This window comes from Nostoc sp. T09 (genome assembly GCF_002154695.1).
GTDB lineage: Bacteria > Cyanobacteriota > Cyanobacteriia > Cyanobacteriales > Nostocaceae > Aulosira.
Map to the genome: position 1 here is coordinate 1 of NZ_MTAV01000133.1, position 16,870 is coordinate 16,870.

Sequence of the window (16,870 nt, forward strand, 5' to 3'; positions counted from 1 at the left end):
TATTGCCTTTTTGACACCAGTTCACCAGTCTGATTTTGTAACTGGCAACTTGGGTTATTACATTCTCAGGTGTGGGAAAAGTCCACAATATAGGCAGTTCAGTGACAGATACTGATGTGAATCCGCTAGTTCTCAATGCTGTTTCACATTCTGCGGGGTCGCCAAAGCGGAAAAGGGGCGGTCCGGGAGGTAGATCTACGTTGATGCTACCGTAAGTTTGCACTGAGCCTAAAACCAGTTTCATGAATGGATTACGCGTTGGTGGTGTCCAGCAGGTAAAGGCATAGCGCCCTCCTTGTTTGAGTACTCGCCAGGACTCCGCGATCGCTTTTTCTGGATTCGGGAAATGAAGAATGCCCAAGTTACAGACGATCGCTTCAAACCTACTGGACTCAAAAGGCAGGTTTTCAGCATCCCCAGTATAAAATTCTGCTTCGGGACACCGCGATCGCGCAATGGCTACCATATTCTCTACAAAATCTAATCCAGTAACTCTGGCTTGCCTTCTCACTGCGGCAACACTGAGCCAGCCAGTCCCGCAGGCGACATCTAGTAATTGAGTGCCATACCCTGTTTCTACTGCGTCTAAGATGGCTTCATTCACCTAAGATGTTACCTGTGCAATGGCGCGATCGTATCTTTGTGCCACTCTAGAGAATCCGTTGCGCTCGAATTGTTTGAAAGCTTCGCGATCTGTGGGAGAGCGATCTGTCATTTTTTACCTGCTAATTACTTGCTTGCATTGAGAAAATTTAAACCTAAAAAAAGCGCCGCCACACTACCTGCTACAGCAATTTCACCTTGAGTAATTTTCTCTAAAACTGATTCTACAGGAATTAATATAACTTCAATTTCTTCTGTAATATCTAGCTGTTGTTCTTTAGCTTTTATGACATTTTCTGCTAAAAATAAATGGATTTGATTGGTATCTTTGCTGGGCTTATCGTATATTGTGGCGATTTTTCTCACTTTTTCAGTAATATAACCAGTTTCTTCTACCAATTCTCTGACTGCTGCTTCTTCCGCGCTCTCTTGTTCTGGATCGAAACTGCCTGCTGGAAGTTCTATAAAAAATTCACCTACAGCGTGTCTATATTGCCGCACAAATACAATTTCTTGATTGCTAGTTATCGGTAAAATTAAAGCTACTTCTGGTTTGAGATTAACAAAATAATCATCGATAACTTTTCCATTAGGTAATTCTATTTCATCTTGTCTCACCTTGCACCAAGGATGATCCAATACCATTTTTGATTTTAGGATTGTCCATTTTTTGAGCTTTTGCATAGATACTTTATTTGATTTGTATAGTTACTATTAGAGGTAGGCAATATATTTTTTACAGCCTGATTTAGGTTTACTATATAATCTGGCAGAAATATCTCTAAATTTTGGCAATTAAGCGTGTGTAAAAAAGTATAACAGATGTATAAAACTAACTAAACTTTAGACTTACACTGTGATATTTGTGTGATTTGCCCTAGCTCTAGATAAAAATATTTATGGAAATTCAGGTTCAAATATTTACTGTCAACAAGCGGTTTCCCTTGACGATTAGTCGGGGTACAACTGCACAGACAACAAATATATGGGTAAGTATTTCCCAGGATGGGATTGAAGGCTGGGGGGAGGCCTCACCGTTTGGTGTCGGCAATCATTCGCAATCAACCGATAAAATTAAAGATGCTTTGCAGCAAGTTACACCGATGTTGCAAGCTTTTAGCCCATTGCAACGACAGCAAGTTGAGCAAGAGTTAATAACAGCGCAGGTTCCTTCTTCTGTTAGGGCGGCACTGGATATGGCCATGCACGACTGGCTAGGCAAGCGTGTAGGGTTACCGCTGTGGCAACTCTGGGGACTTGATCGCAATGTCATAGTGCCAACTTCAGTAACCATTGGTATAAATTCTCCCGAAGGTGCACGAGCTAGGGCACGAGACTGGTTACATTTTACAGATGTCCGTCTTTTCAAGGTGAAGCTAGGTAATCCGGATGGCATAGATGCAGATCGGAAAATGTTATTAGCAGTCAGACAAGAAGCACCAAATTTGGATTTTTTTGTTGATGCTAATGGTGGTTGGAGTTTGAGCGATGCTATTGAAATGTGTAGTTGGCTAGCTGATTTAGGTATAAAGTATGTAGAACAGCCACTACCACGGGGAGAGGAAAAAAATTTAGCAGCATTAAAGGAGCATACGCCTCTGCCGATTTTTGTTGATGAAAGTTGCTTTACCAGCACTGATATTCCCCAACTAGCAAACTATGTGGATGGCATTAATATCAAACTCATGAAATCAGGAGGCTTAACAGAAGCAATACGAATGGTACATACAGCAAAAGCCTATGGTTTGCAAGTTATGTTTGGTTGCTATTCTGATAGTTCGCTAGCCAATACAGCAGCGGCACAGCTGGCACCTCTTGCTAATTATTTAGATTTAGATAGTCATCTCAACTTAATCGACGATCCTTTTACGGGTGCATCGATTCAAGAAGGGAGAGTTTTGCCCAACGATTTACCAGGTTTGGGGGTACAACATAGTGCGTCTGCCACTTAATCAACGAATAGCTATTTTGCTGCATGAGGGAACTGCTGGAACTCAGGGCAAAACAGGGTTGTCACTTTTACGCTACAGTGAAGCCCCAATCGTCGCCGTTATCGATCGCGAATGTGCAGGAAAATCTTTACCAGAAATTACAGGTATTAAGCGTGATGTTCCGATTGTGACATCAGTAGCTGCATCTTTAGAATACAAGCCGCAAGTTTTGGTAATTGGCATTGCTCCCAAAGGCGGTGCTGTGCCAGATGATTATTGGCATGAAATCAAAGATGCCCTCGAAGCTGGAATGTCATTGGTGAACGGTTTACACACACCATTGGCAACCATGCCAGAGTTAAATGCACTGTTAAAACCGGGGCAATTAATTTGGGATGTACGCAAAGAACCACCTAATTTAGGTGTTGCTAGTGGACTAGCGCGCACCCTCCCCTGTCGGCGGGTGTTGACTGTGGGAACTGACATGGCGATCGGCAAAATGTCAACTAGCCTAGAAATGCACTGGGCATCACGACTTAGGGGTTGGCGTTCTAAATTCTTAGCCACTGGTCAAACTGGTGTAATGCTAGAAGGAGATGGCGTAGCCTTGGATGCCGTACGGGTAGACTTTGCCGCTGGTGCTGTCGAACAAATGCTGATGCGCTATGGCAAAAACTACGACATCGTGCATGTCGAAGGACAAGGTTCTCTATTGCATCCAGGCTCAACAGCAACTCTGCCTTTGATTCGTGGTTCCCAACCAACTCAACTCATATTAGTTCATCGGGTGGGACAAACTCATAATCGCAATAATCCCCATGTACCGATTCCGCCTTTACCAGAAGTGATTCGGCTTTATGAAACTGTTGCTAGTGCTGCCGGTGCTTTTGCACCTGTGCGTGTAGTCGCTATAGCGCTGAACACCGCTCATTTAGATGAGGCTGCGGCTAAAGAAGCGATCGCACAAACCACACAACAAACTGGGTTACCCTGTACTGATGCAGTACGTTTTGATGCTAATGTCCTGTTGGATGCAGTGATGAAGAATTAGTTCTAGTGTTGCTTTCATAAAAGGAAATTCTGTGAATCCGAATATTCCAGCAAGTACTAGCAAAGTAAAAAATTAAACCTTGTTACCGCGTTCAGCCTGAAATAGCCAATTGGCTTATTTAAAAGCATTGTTTAAGGTCAAACAAGCCTTAGATAAAAGACTACAGAAAGTTGAGTGGCTCATTGTGCGACTCAAACCCAGTCGTGTCCGCCCTCAAGTCCCTTCTTTTTAGGAGGGACTTTTTTTAAGAGATTGTTAAAGATGGTAGTTCATATCATGTCCGGTTGAACACTTGTCATTGCGACCGGAGGGAAGCAATCGCAAAGATGTAGGGATTGCGTCGTTCCACTACGTTGCACTCGCGGCGGACACATCACAACTAATTTAGCGGACATAATATCAGATAACACTAAAGCAGCTTGGAGTTTTGTATTCGCATCGGTTTGTAATGTTAATGTATTGCCAATTTGGCAACATCGATCAGCAGCCATAAATTTAAATTCTTTTAGAAAAACCTCTACATTCATAGCAAGTATTTATGCTTAAAAATCTTGTTTGGCAGATTGACTTGTAAAATGGAATAATTTTGTGCTCGCAATTTTTTAGACTATTGGTTAATTTCTTGACTGAATTAGCTAAATTTATCTATTACTATTAGCAAGCTAACAATCTTTGGCTATCTATCCCCAAGAGATTTCTAAGTAAAATACTGTCATTTATTTAAACATCTACCTTAGTTTAATCAACTCGAATTCGCTAAAATTTTGAGATAAATACGATACATGAATAAAGCTCAACGTCAAAAAACTGCTCTTATTACTGGAGCCTCTAGTGGAATTGGCTACCAACTAGCACATATTTTTGCCCGGAATCATTACAATCTTGTGCTAGTAGATAAAAAAGCAGAAAAACTTAATGCAATGGCGGATGAATTTCCCCAAAAATTTGGCATTTTCGTCAAAATTTTTGCTAAAGATTTATCTATACCAACATCTCCAGAAGAAATTTTCTCAGAGTTACAACAAGCATCTATTAAGGTTGATGTGTTGGTAAACAATGCTGGATTTGGCACTTATGGAGTATTTGCTGAAACCAACCTCACTACTGAACTAAATATGCTACAGGTCAATATAGTGAGTCTCACCCATTTAACAAAGTTATTCCTTAAGGATATGGTAGAGCAAGGCTATGGAAAAATATTAAATGTTGCCTCGGTTGCAGCTTTTCAACCAGGACCTTTAATGGCGGTTTATTTTGCTACTAAAGCCTATGTTTTATCATTTTCAGAAGCAATTGCCAATGAATTAGAGGGTACAGGTATCACCGTAACTGCTCTTTGTCCAGGACCAACAGCAACGGAATTTCAACAATCAGCTGCGATGAAAGAATCTAAGATTTCCAGCGTTAGTAGAATGATGGATACAGAAACTGTTGCCAAGATTGGTTATCGCAGCTTAATGGCAAACAAAACAGTTGTAGTTCCTGGCTTCAGAAATAAGATATTGGCTGAAAGCGTAAGATTTACACCCAGAAGCTTGGTAACAAAAGTGGTTAAAAGTATGCATGAACTCAAAAAAAATTAGTGCAGCTAAGTTATACCAATTCTCCTAAAAATGGTAACAGATGATGACGTGGGAACTTATACAGCAGAATTCAGGAGTTAGAATTCAGAATTCAGAAGTAAAACAGTCTTTATGCTTGGGTTTGAGGCTTAGGATCTGTACTTCACTAACTTGAAATTTGCTGTATATAGCCAAATTTTAGGGAAAATGTATTAATTTTAGGATGCGTTAATGTAGATAGAAATGCAATCAGAAATGTGGTGCGTTACGGCTCTTTCTCACTTGCAGAAATGCTCAAATATTTACATAGCCGTAACACACTCTTGTATCTTCGTTAATAATTAGGAATTTCTAATTTCAATTGTTGTAAAAGTTCAGTATTAATGGGCGATGTTGCGAGAATTTGATGCTTAATGCCTCCCCAGATAGTTCCAGTGCGGGCGCGATGTAAGGCTAATAATTCAGGTATTTGATGGGAAATTAAAACCTGTGGTGGTGCAAGTTGACCGAGCGATCGCGCACGATAGTAGTGATGTGACTGTGATAAAGCACGATCCAGTTGTTGGGCAATAATTTCTGGGGTTTCTGTTGCCGAATCGAGTAAAAGAACATAGTGCGGTAGATTAGCAACGGGAACTAAACTCTTAAAATGAGTTCCTTGTAAGTTCATGCTATTCAAAGCATCATTTACAAAAGTTTCGTGCAACTTTTCGCCAACCAAATCGCTGATGGCTTGATGTCGCCCAAGAAACTCTAAACAGGGAGTTTGGCGATACCAATGAGTCACGCGGACGCGATCGCCTATTCGATAACGGTACAAACCTCCCTTCTGTGACAAAATAATCGTGTATTCCTTTCCAATACTGAGTTCGTGCAACTCATGCACAGAACCAGTATCATCCTCGAACTCGAAAAAAACTTCATCAAGAACCGGAACATAACCCCCAGCTACAATCAACGGAATGGTCATTGGGGCTTCGGTTGCTAGCAGTCCTTTACCTTGAAGTAACACACCTGGAAACTGCGATCGCAATCCCTTAGCTTGATCTGCTGCATTGGCGCTATCCCAGCAAGAAATCAGCTTCAAGTTTGACCAAAGTTTTGTCCAAGGAATACTACTTTCGCTGAGGAGTTGCAAGCGATCGCGTGAAATGCGATTGTGTAATTCAGCGCGCAATAATTCCTGATTTTCTTGAATGTATTTTAAATGTACTTGCAGGAAACTAGGACTCCAAATAGAAATAATTTCTAGTGATTCAGCCTGCAATAATGCCAAAGCCAGCTGATGTTTAAATAGCTGCGGTTCATGCAAGCGATTTAGTCCATTCGGCATCACCAACCAGGGACGCAGCACCCAACGCAACCAACCGTCCAGATAATCTAGATCATCCTGTAAAGATTGGGAATCAGGAGGATTTAATTGCGGCGAGATACAGGCGTAAAGCTTACCTGTGGAGAATTTAGGGCCATATGCAATCAAATCATGCGCCCATACACAAAACATCTGATTGAAAGATCGCCGCAAAGACTGAGTGTAAGGAATCCATTTTGCCACCCCACTACTACCAGAGGTTTTTTCATAGAACAAAATTGGTTCGGGCGTGAGGGGAATTTGCTGAGGTTTGTTATGTCCTAAAATCCAAGGTTCGAGTGCGTCGTAATCAACAATTGGCACGCGTTGCCAATCTGCTACAGAACGAATTCCTAAGGCTTTGCCATACTCACTCGCAATCAGGTGATCGCAAATCTCTCTCTGTACTGAAATCTGCATTGACTGAGGATCATCTAATGCTTGCTGAAATCGCCCTGCACCTGCTGCAAGGAGTTGCCCAAAAAGCTGAATCATCGGACGCATTATGGCACCTGCTGGTTAGGAGAAAGGTTTGTGGCCATTGTCAGAAATGTGCCATCCCCAATGACTACACCAGGTGCAAGAAAAGATCCAGCTCCCACAAAGACATCGTTGCCAATCTTGACTTTTTTGGCATACAACATTAAGTTTTGCTTCCGGGGCTTGATGATATGGGAGGAAATAGTAACACGATGACCCATAACCACGCGATCGCCAATTTCCAATAAACCGCGATCGGCAATCTCCAATCCTGGTGTCCAGTAAACATCTCGCCCCACTTTAGCACCCCATAATCGCAACCAAAAAGAAAATGCTCCCGGAATCAGCCGCAGCACTGCCTCGAAAACCGGAATTGTAATATAAATTACCTGGATTTGATGACTACCCCACCAAGGGCTATATTCTTTCCCACGTAAATAACTAATGCCCTCCGGCACAGGGTACACCCATTGATGCCAGCGGTAAACTATCACTGGCAAACCGTAAATAGAAAGTAACACAGCGAGAATACTGAAAATGCTGGGTGAATAGGCGAGGTAAACTATTGCAGCCCCAGTTAGCATTAATATAAAAGTTGGAAAAAATAAAAGAATTGTACTTAAAAATGTCATGAAAATAAGTCACACCATATCCGGGTTTTGGTGGGCAATGCCCACCCTACAATTAAGCTTCGAGATTAGTCATGAAAATGGGAACAAGAGTTTTTGAGTAAAGCTTAATGACGTAGGAATCCCAATTGCAGATGGTAATTCTTTGCTTTGATAATAGGTTCCATGTAACTTGTCCCAAATTTTTAGATTAGCGCCATAGTTGCAATGAAAAATTTTGCTGCAATGGTGCCAAGCATGATCCTGGGGTAAGATTAACCAAGGAAATAAAAATCGATAAACCCAGTTATTTTCAGAACTGACCAAGCGGCTATGTCGCCATAAATCCAATGCAGAAGTTAGACTTACTCCAAGTAAGTAGCCTGTTGGATCAGCTAATAGATATAAAAACAAAGTGTGTATCCATAAATAAACAATTAGTAAACTTGTCCAGAGGGTATTACGGGAAGTTCCTAATACATCCATCTGTGTGACTGTATGATGCACTTGATGCGCTTGCCAAAACCATTTACTATGCAATAACCGATGATTCCAATAATATAAATAATCAATTACAACAAAACTCAGAATAAAAGTAAAAATTGGTGATAATTTTAGATGTCCCTGATAATTAGGTAATAAATTATTGTAAAGCCAATAAACTAAGGTTGCTTGTAGCAAAGGAATTAACATCCCTTGAATTGTTAAACCTATAGCATCTAGTAACCAATCTTCACGACTTTTCTCTTTGAGTTGACTTCGCCCAAAGCGATCGGCGATCGTCCACCCAACTAATCCTAGAAAAGTAACAAAAATTAAAATTTGTGCCAAGTTTTGGATATTCAAATTCTTATATAGCATTTCCTAGATTTCTCAATTGCGAGAAAAAACATCAGTTTAAGTGTAGGACGGGCAATGCCCACCCTATGCAGGTTTTGGTGATCTGTTGCTAAAGATGGAAATGAAGCGATCGCGGCTGCTGTCATTGACTATTTTGAGAGCATTTGACTTCACTTGAAAATCAGGCATAAATTCTTGTAGAACTTTGTGGTGAGATATCGATCGTTAATGTTGGGTTTCATTGCTTAACCCAACTGCCGTATCAGTAAATCAGTTCCCCAGTTGCGTCAACTTTTTCTGCGATCGCTTGACATCCAAGACAGTCGCTACAATTATTCTTAACTTAACCGTATTGGGATATGGTGGGTACTGTCCACCCTGCTAAGTCAGGACAGTGCAAGACGAAAGTTGTAGGAATAATTGCTTAATTGCTCAACGAAAGTTAGAGATCGCGTCATTATTTAGTTGGTATGAAAATTCTAGACGTTGTGTAGATGTATATCCTGATGAAAACTTTTACGATAAAGATAGTTGTTTAAAGAATTAAAACCATATTTACGAAAAAATAACAATAATCAATAAAGTAAATATAGTGCTGTTTAGCAACTTGCTGACATTGGAAGAGAAATATTTGATGCAACTAAACCTGACAAATTTACTCTCACACAATGTTGCAATCACTAATATTACAATGAATTATAGCCATGTTAGGGAATCTCAAGCTGGCAACAAAATTTACCTTACTCTTATCTATCGTTTTCCTCTGTACCATCTTAATTAGTGGGTTTGCTTTATCCAAAGCACTTGAGCAAAGAGCCGAAGATGAAGTCAATTATCGAGGACAAGTTCTGATACAAATGATGAACTCGGTCACAAACTATACTAATAATCATATCAGTCCCCTGTTATCGTCCATCTCGGAACAACAATCACAATTCACCCCAGAAATCGTACCTAGTTATTCCGCAAGAGAAGTGTTTGAGAATCTGCGCAATCATCAAGAATATGCAAATTTTCTTTACAAAGATGCCACAATTAACCCGACCAATTTACGGGATAAAGCTGACGACTTTGAAATGAATCTTATAGAGCAGTTTCGCCAAGATTCAAAATTGGAAAGCCTATCAGGTTTTAGGAATTTATTTGGAGAACAGTTGTTTTACAGCAGTAGACCACTGGCTATTAAACAACAGAGTTGTTTGCGCTGTCATTCTACACCAGATCAAGCACCTAAAAGTCAAGTGGCAACCTATGGCACTGAAAATGGGTTTAACTGGAAGCTCGATGAAATTATTGCCACTCAAATTATCTATGTTCCAGCTAGTAAAGTTTTTGAAAATGCCCGTCAGACTTTCTCTTTAGTTATTGGAATTTTTATTTTAATCTTTACAATAGTAATTCTTGTAATTAATTATTCCTTAAAAATGAATGTTCTCCAGCCTATTAGACCAATGGCTAAATTGGCTGAAAAAATTAGTATGGATACAATCGATGGCGATACAGAAAATAAAGATTTAGAACTTACAAAATTGGCAGTGATTGCCAAGCGTACTGATGAGTTAGGCAAGCTGGGCAAGGTATTTTATCGCATGGTGCATGAAATCCAAACGCGTGAGCAAGCCTGGAAACAACAGATGGAACAACTCCGGGTTCAAATTGACCAAGCCAAGAAAAATAAGCAAGTCGAAGAAATCGCTGGTTCGGACTACTTCCAAAAATTAAATGCAGAAGCTAAAGATATTAGAAATAAATGGTCAGATAACGACGACGAGTAATTTAGTACTTATGGTTGTGAGATGAGGTTGTGCAACCTAATTTTTAATTTTAAATTTATAGAGAGGCATCATGTCTAAAGTCGTGTCTGTCCATTCATTCCGTGGTGGTACTGGCAAGTCAAACGTCACTGCAAACCTAGCAACAATGATTGCTCGTTCTGGTAAACGGGTTGGCATTGTCGATACTGATATTCAATCACCTGGAATTCACGTTCTTTTTGGCCTTGATGAGAACAAAATTAGCTACACTCTTAATGATTATCTTTGGGGGCGTTGTGCAATTGAACAGGCTGCTTACGATGTCAGCCAGACGGTGAAGATTAAACCAAAACCTTTTAATTTTGGTATGAGTGGTGCTATTTATCTAATTCCTTCTAGTATTAAGACTGGAGAAATATCTCGCATTCTGCGTGAGGGTTACAATGCTCGTTTACTCAACGATGGCTTTCGCGATCTCAGCCGTCGGTTGAAATTGGATTATCTATTTATTGACACTCATCCTGGCATTAACGAAGAAACTTTGCTTTCGATCATTATTTCCAATATCTTAGTCGTCATCCTCCGTCCAGACCACCAAGATTATCAGGGTACTGCTGTCGCCATTGATGTAGCGCGGAAGTTAGATGTTCCTAAAATCATGTTGGTAGTGAATAAAGCACTACCAAAGTTAAATTTTCCAGCTTTGCGGCAACAGTTACAAACTGCTTATGGCACAACTGTGGCGGGTATATTACCTGTCTGTGAAGAAATGTTTCATTTAGGTAGCAGTGATATTTTCAGCTTGCGCTACCCCGAACATGCTTGGACTCAGGAAGTAAACGCGATCGCCAAACAGATCATGCACAGTAAATAGTAAATAATTTATATTTATAAGTAATTAATTATAGAGTTTTTAAAATAGCTTGTAAGAAAAATCCGCCTAATATCTTATGGCTTTTCTGAAGTAGATGCACAACAATATTTACAGTGCGAGAGGAGCGTCTACATTTCGCTATGATGTAAGAAGCGCTACGGGAAACGTGAACGCCAAAGGCGATCGCTGCATAAAGCCCTTTGGGCAAAACTACTCTTCAAGTTCTTCTTTGGAGTGTGTTTATCGCAATTATATTGTGTAATTAATTATGTTTACCTACTTACAAGCATGTATATCCAATAAAGTCTTTGGCAAAACTTGTGACTATAGCCTGACGCCCGAGAATTACTAAACGGTGAGATTTCGGTACAGTTAATCTAGGCTTAATTGTGGTAAAAATAATGCTTGGCATAATTACTTAATGTTTTTCGCTTTCTGGGTTTATCTTATTCTTTGAATAACTAACATCTCACCTATATATAGGAGTTGTAAAAATACAAAATAGCATGATAAAAATTCGCGGAATTTTAAAAACTGCTCAAACAGTACAAGACGACTTGAGAAATGGGTTATCAACCCAGAAGGTTGCTGAATTTAAACAATTTATTCAAAGTTCAGTTGAAACTATTGAGCGGTTATGTGCTGAAGCCAAAACCACCCCTCACCATTTACCAAGGCGCTCCCGCGAAGCTTATTATTTTCTTAAAGGTATTGACTTAGGTAATTTGCCCATAGCTTCAAGTCAAGCAACCCAAACACAGGTTGCAAGTATCAGCATCAAAAACATCAAAGCACAACAAAATACTATTTTAGAGAAGATTTTTAACTTAGCCTCGGCTTCAAATCAGAACTCTGCTGAAATACAACAACTAGCTCAAACTTTAACCAGAACAGTCACAATAATTGAAAAAATATGTTTTAACCAACAAGCTACACCAGCAAGCCTGACTCGTTCATCCCGTCAAATCTATTCTTGGATGAAGTTTTTAACAGATGAGCAGAACTTGCAACTTCATTTAACAAGCACTTATCGAGTACGCCAAATTGCTCAAGAAATACTCAATAAACATCAACAAACTTCGGTCAAACTCACGATTGAATTAAGTAATATAGCAGGATTATACAAAGGTAAAAAATCTAGCACCTTTGCCCATATTTCAATTAGTGAAGGGTTTATCAATGCTTCCGATGAAGTTTTACAAGCGTTAGTCAAATCTGTTCTTTGTGGTAAAAGTCAAGATAGTACACGATTGATTCGTTCGTTTGCGAGTTCCGAAGAATATAGCACTGTAGTACTGATGCTTGATTTAATTGCTGAAGTCATCTCAGAAAACCCACAAGGTAAATTTTATAATTTGGATGATTTATTCAACAAACTGAATCACGAATATTTTGCTGGACATCTTGTTAAACCTCGTCTTGCATGGAGCAAAATTACTACTTACCGTAAGTTCGCACACTATGAGCCAGCTAGAGATCGTGTGGTGATGAGTTTGACTCTAGATAATGCCAATATACCTGAGTTTGTTACTGAGTTTGTGTTATTTCACGAATTACTGCACAAGTATCACGGCACGAAATGGGTAAACGGTAGAAGAATGGTTCATACTCCAGAGTTTCGATCTGACGAGAATAAGTTTCAATTATACGCAGAAGCTCAGAGATGGCTGCAAATGTTAGCATCAGGCGAAAGTTAGCCAGAGAATTAATTCCCTAGCGAAAGATTGGGCAAGTTACCTTATTTTCCTATTCTGTAGATGCTGCACCAAAAATAAAAACCCCATTGGGGTAATGGGGCAAATGATACTGAAAGCAATCTCGCTTACCCATGTGTCCCCAACATCTATTACCTTTTGTGGAAGAATTTGTATTACCCTCCTCTTACTATCAATTAATAAAAAAGTGAGAAAATTCTGGAATTTGAATCGGCTAGCGCGTATTTAACTCTAGATAAAAATCAACTCTATAATTGAACTTCTATGAAATCTCTTACCCCAGATTTAATTCGAGCTATCACCCCCCTATTTATGGCTGGTGTTGGAGCTGTAATTGGTGTTGCTGTTTTAGTTTCACCCAACACTACTGATGCAAAATGGTCTGCTGGTCTTGGTCTTGCGGGAACCGCAATTGCTGGGGCTGCTGGTCTGGCGCAAACTAGCAAGAGTGAACCTGATTTTTCAGTTAAGAAACAAGGGGATACTTTGCAAGTAGAAACCCCAGCCAATCAGCACAATGATCAAAACAAATAATGATAAATCCACATTTTCTTGTATGTGAATTTTGCATTTCCTTAAATACCCCTCTTTTCTAAAGTCCGCCTTAGCGGACTTTGTTTATATATTTACTAGGGCAAAGAGGGGTTATATATGCGTAGTTATTGTTAATTTCTACTTCCAATCTTCCCAGTTTTGGTTAAAAATTGAAGTGTCAGGAAAAGCAGTAGGATTACCATTTTGTTCCAAAAGGCGTTTGAGTGCTTCTAATTGCGGTTCTGCTTTGGGCAACTCATCTACAAGTTGGTAGGGTGCTACAGCATTTTTGAGGGCAAAAGCTGCAACTGTCCCCGCAGCCGCACCCGCAGACCATTCAAAGGAATGTACTCGATAGGCAGCAGCAGCAATATGACTAGTAGCAATACTTTTACCACCTACTATTAAATTGTCAATTTTTTGGGGAATCATTGTCCTAAGAGCAATTTGGAAGGGATAAGCTTGCCCAGCGCCCCGTCTTTCACCTGCACGTTCTGTATTACCAGGTTTTTCTGGAGGGCTTTGCGTCATGCAGGGATGGAAGTCGATGGCGTAGTGACCGATACCTATAGCGTCGGGGAAGACTGTAGAACGAGTCCGTCGCATTGCTTTGTCTGGTGAAATTTGCCCCGAAATTACCGATGTTGCCTCCAAGCCTGCTAGCGCTGCTCTTAACTGCCTATACATATCTGCGGGCAGCGTTTTGCGGTAATATTCGTCATTGTAGTTGCGGCGAGAAATATCAATTTCCCAGATGCTAAAGCCAGAAGGTTGTCCCCAACTAGGGCGGCCAATAATCCTCCGTGCTTCCCGCATATAAGGATATTTCGACAGACCAGACACTGTCCCCATTGGGGAATCTAGGCCTGTTAACAAGCGGTTGTTTGGTTGCGGCTGCTTTACACCATTTCCTAGTTGAGAATCTGTTGTCCCAGCAGCTAGCCAGTAGTAATAGGAGAGCGCATTTTCCTCAGCTTTGCGCAAGGTATCTGTTCTTAGTCCTCCCATCCAGCCACCAGGCTGCAACTGTCCAGTACTTCCTAACTGTTGGCGAGTGTAAATTAGATTATCGGCAGCAGTTCCGGGACGGTAGTCGTTACCCCAAGTCCAGTTTTGCATGGAGATATCCCTAGGTGTGGCGGCAGTAAAATTGACGCCACCGAATTTTGCTGGTTTTCCCTTGCTTGGATTCCAAATGCGACGGTAGGTAAAAACTAAGTCAAAGTTTGCCAAGCGTTGCAATTCATAACTGAAATATGGGGCGTATTGGGGATAATATGGAGGCATTGTTTGGGGTTGTGCTTCTTTGGTGGCCTCCATTGCAAAAGTATAGGTAAAACCTTGAGGACAATAAGGGTCGTTTTGGGGGCTAGAAGCAGAAGGCTCTAAGTAGGAACGGGCATCAATACCTAATCGGTAGGGAACATCAGCAAGGGCAATTATTTCCCCGGTTTCACTAGTATCTACGACATACCAATTTGAAGCTGTTTTTTGATATTGCTTAGGTACTAAGCGAATAATAGTTTTACTAAACCGTGATGAGTTGCCGTAGGTATAGGCATCTTCAATGGTTTGTGATAAAGGATAAGTATTAAGAGGTACCGCACCTTTTGCTGGTTGATGTTGAATAGCGATCGCACTATTAATTATTTTCCCATCACTACTAATTTCTAAATCCTTAATCACCGTGTTTGCAAACCACTGCAACTTGCCTTTGCCCTTTTTTTCGGCATCTTTGAGCATCTGAGCCAAAATGTTGTGAGCATCACGGGGAAGAAAGCAAGAGTCACTTACCCAGCAGTTACCAGGGTTGAGTTTACCGTACTTGCGTTGAATTCGGTCGCGCAGTTCCAAGTAACCGCGAGAATAGAATTTGAGCGCGCGCTGAGTTGGTCTTTCGTCTAATGCAGATGTTCCTTGAGCAGAAATTTGTCCCCCTAGCCAATCGGTAATTTCTGTTAGACATACAGTTCGTCCCGCTAGCAACCCCTCGTAAGCTGTGGCGACACCAGAGAGTCCACCCCCGACAACTAAAATTTCACAATTTACAGTTCTATCTGGTGTTCTTGGTGGTGCGGCAATAATAGCAGAATAAGGCGCAAGCAAAGCCGATATTAAGCTGAAACTGATCAATGATTGCTGTCCACAAGCCACTTTTTGTCTAGACTTCATTTTTGAGAATCCCTTCAAATCCTATTTCACCTGTAGACGGTAGCATTTGATAAATGTTTTACTCAAGTTTTTTCTAGAAATTTCCAGCTTAATATCCGCCGAGATAATATATATAGCCATCCGTGTAGGAGTTGTGAAATTACTCGTTGAGTCAGGGGATAGAAAATAAAGAACAGGAAAAAAGGATATACAAATCTACTTTGCTTTTTACAAATGAAATAGGACTACTATATAGAGTAAAATGTCCCCTCATCCAAACATTGTTACGAAAAATTTACTTTAATAACGGACGATATTCCCAAAGCAATTGAACATTGAGAATACATGGTAGACCAACGTTTAAGTGCCAAATCTTTTGATTTTTAATTAATTAGTTTAAAAAATACCTGGTTGCTTGCCAACGATTATAGCGATCGCTGTACATCTGTAATTTAAGAACTCATTGTTGCCTGATGTTGCTTAAGCCAATCTACTGCCCATTGGAACAGAACGCCAGCACGATGGGCAGCAGCCTCATCTTCGGGGCGATCGCCCACATAGCGTGTATTCTCTGGAGTGTGTTTGTGCCGAACCATCGCTAACTGTAACATTCCGGCTCCGGGTTTGCGATAGTATCCAGACCAATTAGTTTTACTGTGGTTATGGGCATTATGGCGGGTGACACGGAAACACTTCTTGCCTTCAAAGTCTGGGCAAAAGTAGATTTCTCTTAATTCTGGGAACAACTCAAGCGTGTACTGCTGTTCCTTAATGCATTCTTGGATAGATTTGTACCCAGCGGCAACTCCACCTTGATTGCTAATACCAACAATGATCCAATCATCTTTATAAGCACTCACGGCAATATCAGCACCCGCAATAATTTGTTGGTCTTGAGGATGTTGGAAGTATTGTTTGCCGCTAAGTGGTTCTCGGATTGTGCCGTCTAAGTCTAGTAGTAATAGACTCATTATTGCTATTGATAATTTCCCTTTTTACTTTGATATCTTAAATTGCAGACAATTATCTCACTTCTAGCTAACGGCAGGCAATATTGGTGTATTTGCTCGTCCTCTAGATTGAATGAATGATTAAATTGATGTGATGGATCGATTACAAATTTTTTGGCAAAAACTCTATTAACTACCAAGCAAACAGAACCAATGTTAGTTGGCTAATAGATACTTATAGGCGAAAGCAAGTTCTGGTTACACAGAGATTTAATATGATGCTTTAGATAGAGAGTGAGCGAAATATAAATCGCTAATGTTTAGGTGAAGATTAGTAGGTTGACCAGGCTTAATTTCAATATAGGGAGTATATCTCAGCAATTCGGAATTGCTGATGGGGAGCATCCACTTTTGGAAGAAATACCAGGCGATTAGAAATCGCGGCTATAAAAACCAAATCCACCTG

Annotated in this window: 16 protein-coding genes; 7 read left to right on the forward strand and 9 right to left on the reverse strand. The window is 40.4% G+C overall.

The genetic code is table 11. From position 1 onward, the window contains the following. On the reverse strand, window positions 1–604 hold a 604-nt coding region (locus BV372_RS25015; RefSeq protein WP_086689200.1), incomplete at its 3' end, for a class I SAM-dependent methyltransferase. A gap of 125 nt (window positions 605–729) precedes the next feature. After that, window positions 730–1,287 carry an NUDIX hydrolase gene (locus BV372_RS25020; RefSeq protein WP_086689201.1) on the reverse strand — a complete coding sequence of 186 codons (558 nt, stop codon included), beginning with the start codon at window positions 1,285–1,287 and terminating at the stop codon, window positions 730–732. A 215-nt stretch (window positions 1,288–1,502) separates the two neighbouring features. Here BV372_RS25020 and BV372_RS25025 point away from each other — a divergent pair, with 215 nt between their 5' ends. Both BV372_RS25025 and BV372_RS25030 read left to right on the forward strand, forming a co-directional pair. Further along, window positions 1,503–2,555 (forward strand): dipeptide epimerase, encoded by a 1,053-nt coding sequence (locus BV372_RS25025; protein ID WP_086689202.1) that lies wholly within the window; start codon window positions 1,503–1,505, stop codon window positions 2,553–2,555. Next, the gene (locus BV372_RS25030) at window positions 2,539–3,585 is read left to right on the forward strand and encodes a DUF1611 domain-containing protein (RefSeq protein WP_086689203.1); all 1,047 of its coding nucleotides are present in this window, start codon (window positions 2,539–2,541) and stop codon (window positions 3,583–3,585) included. Before BV372_RS25025 ends, BV372_RS25030 begins: the two co-directional genes overlap by 17 nt. Window positions 3,586–3,854: 269 nt before the next feature. On the opposite strand, the gene BV372_RS25035 is transcribed toward BV372_RS25030, so the two are convergent. Beyond that, window positions 3,855–4,076 carry a hypothetical protein gene (locus tag BV372_RS25035; protein WP_143845272.1) on the reverse strand — a complete coding sequence of 74 codons (222 nt, stop codon included), beginning with the start codon at window positions 4,074–4,076 and terminating at the stop codon, window positions 3,855–3,857. Between the two features lie 291 nt (window positions 4,077–4,367). On the opposite strand from BV372_RS25035, the gene BV372_RS25040 reads away from it, so the two are divergent. After that, window positions 4,368–5,168 (forward strand): SDR family oxidoreductase, encoded by an 801-nt coding sequence (locus BV372_RS25040; RefSeq protein WP_086689205.1) that lies wholly within the window; start codon window positions 4,368–4,370, stop codon window positions 5,166–5,168. 313 nt (window positions 5,169–5,481) lie between these two features. On the opposite strand, the gene BV372_RS25045 is transcribed toward BV372_RS25040, so the two are convergent. The 3 genes from BV372_RS25045 to BV372_RS25055 form a co-directional block, all read right to left on the reverse strand. Further along, window positions 5,482–7,002, reverse strand: a complete 1,521-nt coding sequence (locus tag BV372_RS25045; protein ID WP_086689206.1) for a GH3 auxin-responsive promoter family protein — start codon at window positions 7,000–7,002, stop codon at window positions 5,482–5,484. After that, window positions 7,002–7,610 (reverse strand): acyl transferase, encoded by a 609-nt coding sequence (locus BV372_RS25050; RefSeq protein WP_086689207.1) that lies wholly within the window; start codon window positions 7,608–7,610, stop codon window positions 7,002–7,004. Before BV372_RS25050 ends, BV372_RS25045 begins: the two co-directional genes overlap by 1 nt. Before the next feature lie 69 nt (window positions 7,611–7,679). Further along, the gene (locus tag BV372_RS25055) at window positions 7,680–8,447 is read right to left on the reverse strand and encodes a sterol desaturase family protein (protein WP_179198226.1); all 768 of its coding nucleotides are present in this window, start codon (window positions 8,445–8,447) and stop codon (window positions 7,680–7,682) included. A 683-nt stretch (window positions 8,448–9,130) separates the two neighbouring features. On the opposite strand from BV372_RS25055, the gene BV372_RS25060 reads away from it, so the two are divergent. Together BV372_RS25060 and BV372_RS25065 are read left to right on the forward strand one after the other, a co-directional pair. After that, on the forward strand, window positions 9,131–10,201 hold the full coding sequence (locus BV372_RS25060; RefSeq protein WP_086689208.1) for a DUF3365 domain-containing protein: 1,071 nt from the start codon (window positions 9,131–9,133) through the stop codon (window positions 10,199–10,201). Between the two features lie 70 nt (window positions 10,202–10,271). Beyond that, window positions 10,272–11,054, forward strand: coding sequence for a MinD/ParA family protein (locus tag BV372_RS25065; RefSeq protein WP_086689209.1), 783 nt, complete (start codon window positions 10,272–10,274; stop codon window positions 11,052–11,054). 28 nt (window positions 11,055–11,082) lie between these two features. Here BV372_RS25065 and BV372_RS35440 read toward each other — a convergent pair whose 3' ends face one another. After that, entirely contained in the window at window positions 11,083–11,262 is a 180-nt protein-coding gene (locus BV372_RS35440) for a hypothetical protein (RefSeq protein ID WP_143845274.1), read from the reverse strand. A 298-nt stretch (window positions 11,263–11,560) separates the two neighbouring features. Here BV372_RS35440 and BV372_RS25070 point away from each other — a divergent pair, with 298 nt between their 5' ends. Both BV372_RS25070 and BV372_RS25075 read left to right on the forward strand, forming a co-directional pair. Then, entirely contained in the window at window positions 11,561–12,751 is a 1,191-nt protein-coding gene (locus tag BV372_RS25070) for a SprT-like domain-containing protein (protein ID WP_256973442.1), read from the forward strand. Window positions 12,752–13,033: 282 nt separating this feature from the next. Further along, window positions 13,034–13,303 (forward strand): hypothetical protein, encoded by a 270-nt coding sequence (locus BV372_RS25075; RefSeq protein ID WP_086689210.1) that lies wholly within the window; start codon window positions 13,034–13,036, stop codon window positions 13,301–13,303. A 138-nt stretch (window positions 13,304–13,441) separates the two neighbouring features. Here the strand turns inward: BV372_RS25075 and BV372_RS25080 are convergent, their stop codons facing one another. Next, the gene (locus BV372_RS25080) at window positions 13,442–15,475 is read right to left on the reverse strand and encodes an FAD-dependent oxidoreductase (protein WP_086689211.1); all 2,034 of its coding nucleotides are present in this window, start codon (window positions 15,473–15,475) and stop codon (window positions 13,442–13,444) included. A 431-nt stretch (window positions 15,476–15,906) separates the two neighbouring features. Further along, on the reverse strand, window positions 15,907–16,425 hold the full coding sequence (locus BV372_RS25085) for an HAD hydrolase-like protein (RefSeq protein WP_086689212.1): 519 nt from the start codon (window positions 16,423–16,425) through the stop codon (window positions 15,907–15,909). Window positions 16,426–16,870: the final 445 nt, after the last annotated feature.

Bases quoted from the DNA above. Each gene is read 5' to 3' on its own strand.
- BV372_RS25020 (WP_086689201.1), bottom strand. From the start codon at position 1,287: ATGCAAAAGCTCAAAAAATGGACAATCCTAAAATCAAAAATGGTATTG.
- BV372_RS25025 (WP_086689202.1), top strand. From the start codon at position 1,503: ATGGAAATTCAGGTTCAAATATTTACTGTCAACAAGCGGTTTCCCTTG.
- BV372_RS25035 (WP_143845272.1), bottom strand. From the start codon at position 4,076: ATGGCTGCTGATCGATGTTGCCAAATTGGCAATACATTAACATTACAA.
- BV372_RS25040 (WP_086689205.1), top strand. From the start codon at position 4,368: ATGAATAAAGCTCAACGTCAAAAAACTGCTCTTATTACTGGAGCCTCT.
- BV372_RS25045 (WP_086689206.1), bottom strand. From the start codon at position 7,002: ATGCGTCCGATGATTCAGCTTTTTGGGCAACTCCTTGCAGCAGGTGCA.
- BV372_RS25050 (WP_086689207.1), bottom strand. From the start codon at position 7,610: ATGACATTTTTAAGTACAATTCTTTTATTTTTTCCAACTTTTATATTA.
- BV372_RS25055 (WP_179198226.1), bottom strand. From the start codon at position 8,447: ATGCTATATAAGAATTTGAATATCCAAAACTTGGCACAAATTTTAATT.
- BV372_RS25060 (WP_086689208.1), top strand. From the start codon at position 9,131: ATGTTAGGGAATCTCAAGCTGGCAACAAAATTTACCTTACTCTTATCT.
- BV372_RS25065 (WP_086689209.1), top strand. From the start codon at position 10,272: ATGTCTAAAGTCGTGTCTGTCCATTCATTCCGTGGTGGTACTGGCAAG.
- BV372_RS25070 (WP_256973442.1), top strand. From the start codon at position 11,561: ATGATAAAAATTCGCGGAATTTTAAAAACTGCTCAAACAGTACAAGAC.
- BV372_RS25075 (WP_086689210.1), top strand. From the start codon at position 13,034: ATGAAATCTCTTACCCCAGATTTAATTCGAGCTATCACCCCCCTATTT.
- BV372_RS25080 (WP_086689211.1), bottom strand. From the start codon at position 15,475: ATGAAGTCTAGACAAAAAGTGGCTTGTGGACAGCAATCATTGATCAGT.
- BV372_RS25085 (WP_086689212.1), bottom strand. From the start codon at position 16,425: ATGAGTCTATTACTACTAGACTTAGACGGCACAATCCGAGAACCACTT.